This window comes from Komagataeibacter kakiaceti JCM 25156 (genome assembly GCF_000613305.1).
Map to the genome: position 1 here is coordinate 1 of NZ_BAIO01000341.1, position 2,592 is coordinate 2,592.

Genomic DNA, 2,592 nt, shown 5'->3' on the forward strand with positions numbered 1-2,592 from the left:
CCCAAGCCCGCCCCGGTTCATCGGACAGAGCACCTGCACGTCGCGGACCGGGTCCAGCCCGAACCGCGCCGGGATGCGGTCCTTCACGACGGCCAGCAGTTTGCGCAGCCCGACCTCGGGCTCGGCCGCCTCTTGTTGTCCAATCCCGCTGTTAATCATGTCATCGCCTATCTCGATACCGGCGAAGGTTCCAGCCACGGTATGGTGTTCGCCACGCTACGCGACCTTTCCACCGGGCGCGCTTCAGGAGCGGAAGTCGCGACCCGCGTGATCGCCCGGATGGGCAAGGATATTCACGCCGAATACCATGCCCAGGCCCCGGGCAACATCATGATGCGGGTCGGATCGAACAGCAGCGGGGTCAGCTACACTCTGCGCAGCGAAGACGACCGGCTTCTGGGACCGGCGACACGCAGGCTGGCAAAAGCCCTGCGGCATCATCCGGAGTTCACGGATGTAGACCCGGACGTTGATCCACCGGGACAGGGGATCACGCTGGCCATCGACCGAGACACCGCCGCCCGTGTCGGGGTCACGCCGCAGGTGATCGGCAACACCCTGTCCGATGCACTGGGCCAGACCACGGCCTCGGTCGTCTATACCACACACGGCCAATACAACGTGGTGCTGACCGTGGAAAACCGCTTCCAGCGCGATCCGGAAATCCTGAAACAGTTCTGGGTCAGCCCGTCCGGCGGATCGGCCTCGGGCAACTCGGCGTCCAACACCATTCGGGTGATTGTAACAACGCCTCACGTCAATGCGGATAATCGCAAGTGGTTGCGAGGAGTGATACCCCCGATTTGAACCTACTTCCATAAGTCTCTGGAATTAAACAGCTCTCCAGAAGATGGCCTCAGTTTACGCATAGCAAAATCCCGCTAAGCTGTTGACTTAGCGGGATTTCAAAAAACTGCAAATGGTTGCGGGGGCAGGATTACTTCTCAAGTTGCGACAATCGCAAGGTAAAAATAAAGCGGGTTTAGATAATTGTTTTGAAAAGATCTTTTCTGCCCTCGCTTGATCTTTTCATAACCATAGTCCCTTCGATCACCAAAGACGCTTGACGGCGAAGCTATCAAACAAGGCCTCGTTGGAGATCAGTGTCATACCTTCGGCCTGCGCCTGGGCAATCAGAAAACGGTCAAACGGATCTTTATGAGCAATGTTCATCTCGCCTGCGATGCACGCGTGGGTAACGCTGATTGGCAGTTCCACGAACCCCTGCCCGGCAACAATAGCTTCAAAGTCCTGCGCCAGCAGCGCCGCCCCCGGCAGTTTGCCGATGCGGAACTTGGTTGCGACCTCCATGGCCGAAGCCGCGCTTACGGAAATGACATTGGCCTCATCCGCTATGGCCTTCTGGGCGCGGTGACTCAGGTGCTCATCGCCCGCCAGCCACCAAATCAGCGCGTGCGTATCAAGCAGTAGCCTCAAGCGAGATTCCACCCGTCCAGTTCATCCTCGGGCAGCGCCTCATTGAAGGTCTTATCCAAGGTGATCCTGCCTTTGAGCGCCCCAAACACACGACGACCCTGCGGTTCCACCGGCACGAGACGCACCACTGGTACGGAACCACGCGCGATCACCACCTCACCGCCCGCAAGTGCGTCGGCGATCAGACGGGACAGATTGGTCTTGGCATCGTGAACCGAGAACTGAGCCATGAGGCATCTCCTTAGCTAACCAATATAGCTAACCACTCTTCCTTTGGCAAGAGCGACCTTCCATTCCAGCCGTGTGACTGCCCAAGTTTGCCCCATAGGGAACCGTACTCCAGGCAAAGGCGATTGGCAGAAAGCGAACGTATAAATGGTCTGAACCCGATGGTATTACCGTGGTCTCACTGTCACCAGTTGATACTGTGGCCACGTCGTAAAAGTGAGCGTGGTCTGATCAAAGTCAACGGGGCCATTAATGGGATGATGAAATTTGCGGGGACCGCCCTCCCGCAGCAACACGCTCTGATTGTGCCATAGCCGCTCAAAATCGGGGCTTCGCGATCGAAGTTCCTGCACCAGTACGCCCACCTGCTGTTTATCACCACGAATGCTGACAGCCCGGAATTCCGCCAGCACCCGTCGCGCACTGCTTTCCCAGTCATCAAGGAACGTGCGGGCGTCTGGTGCCAAAAAAACATAGCGCAGCAGATTGCGTTCTTTACCGTCCAGCCAACCGGCAAAAAGATGTCGGGCCGCGTCGTTGGCGGCACAGGCATTCCACAGGGTATCGAGCACATAACAGGGCACTGTCATCTGCTCGGGAAAGATCCGGACCTCCTCGGGCAGACCTGCTCCCATGGAGGGCCGTGACGCATTAGGGTCTTTCATCTGCGCCAGTTCGAACAGATACAGGCGTTCAGCGGGGGAGAGATGTAGGGCCATGGCAATGCGCGCCAGCGTCGCCGACGAGCAGGCAACATCCCTACCCTGTTCGAGCCACGTATACCAGGTCGTGCTGATGCCGCAGATCTGGGCGGCCTCTTCCCGCCGCAACCCTTTTGCCCGGCGGCGTCTTGGCAACGGGTGCAGACCGACGTCCGCCGGTGAGAGAGCATCGCGCCGTGCGCGGAGAAACGTCCCGAGGGCGCGA

The 2,592-nt window shown here is 58.7% G+C and carries 4 protein-coding genes; 1 reads left to right on the forward strand and 3 read right to left on the reverse strand.

Annotation, left to right across the window (positions count from 1 at the left end):
* The first annotated feature begins 135 nt into the window (after positions 1–135).
* Positions 136–807: an efflux RND transporter permease subunit gene (locus JCM25156_RS13435; protein ID WP_242402659.1), complete on the forward strand. Its 672-nt coding sequence runs from the start codon at positions 136–138 to the stop codon at positions 805–807.
* A gap of 243 nt (positions 808–1,050) precedes the next feature.
* Here JCM25156_RS13435 and JCM25156_RS13440 read toward each other — a convergent pair whose 3' ends face one another.
* The 3 genes from JCM25156_RS13440 to JCM25156_RS13450 all read right to left on the reverse strand — a co-directional run.
* Positions 1,051–1,437: a type II toxin-antitoxin system VapC family toxin gene (locus JCM25156_RS13440; protein ID WP_025813488.1), complete on the reverse strand. Its 387-nt coding sequence runs from the start codon at positions 1,435–1,437 to the stop codon at positions 1,051–1,053.
* Positions 1,434–1,667, reverse strand: coding sequence for a type II toxin-antitoxin system Phd/YefM family antitoxin (locus JCM25156_RS13445; RefSeq protein WP_006559686.1), 234 nt, complete (start codon positions 1,665–1,667; stop codon positions 1,434–1,436). The genes JCM25156_RS13440 and JCM25156_RS13445 overlap by 4 nt, the downstream gene beginning before the upstream one ends.
* A 165-nt stretch (positions 1,668–1,832) precedes the next feature.
* On the reverse strand, positions 1,833–2,592 hold a 760-nt coding region (locus JCM25156_RS13450; protein WP_034959836.1), incomplete at its 5' end, for a helix-turn-helix transcriptional regulator.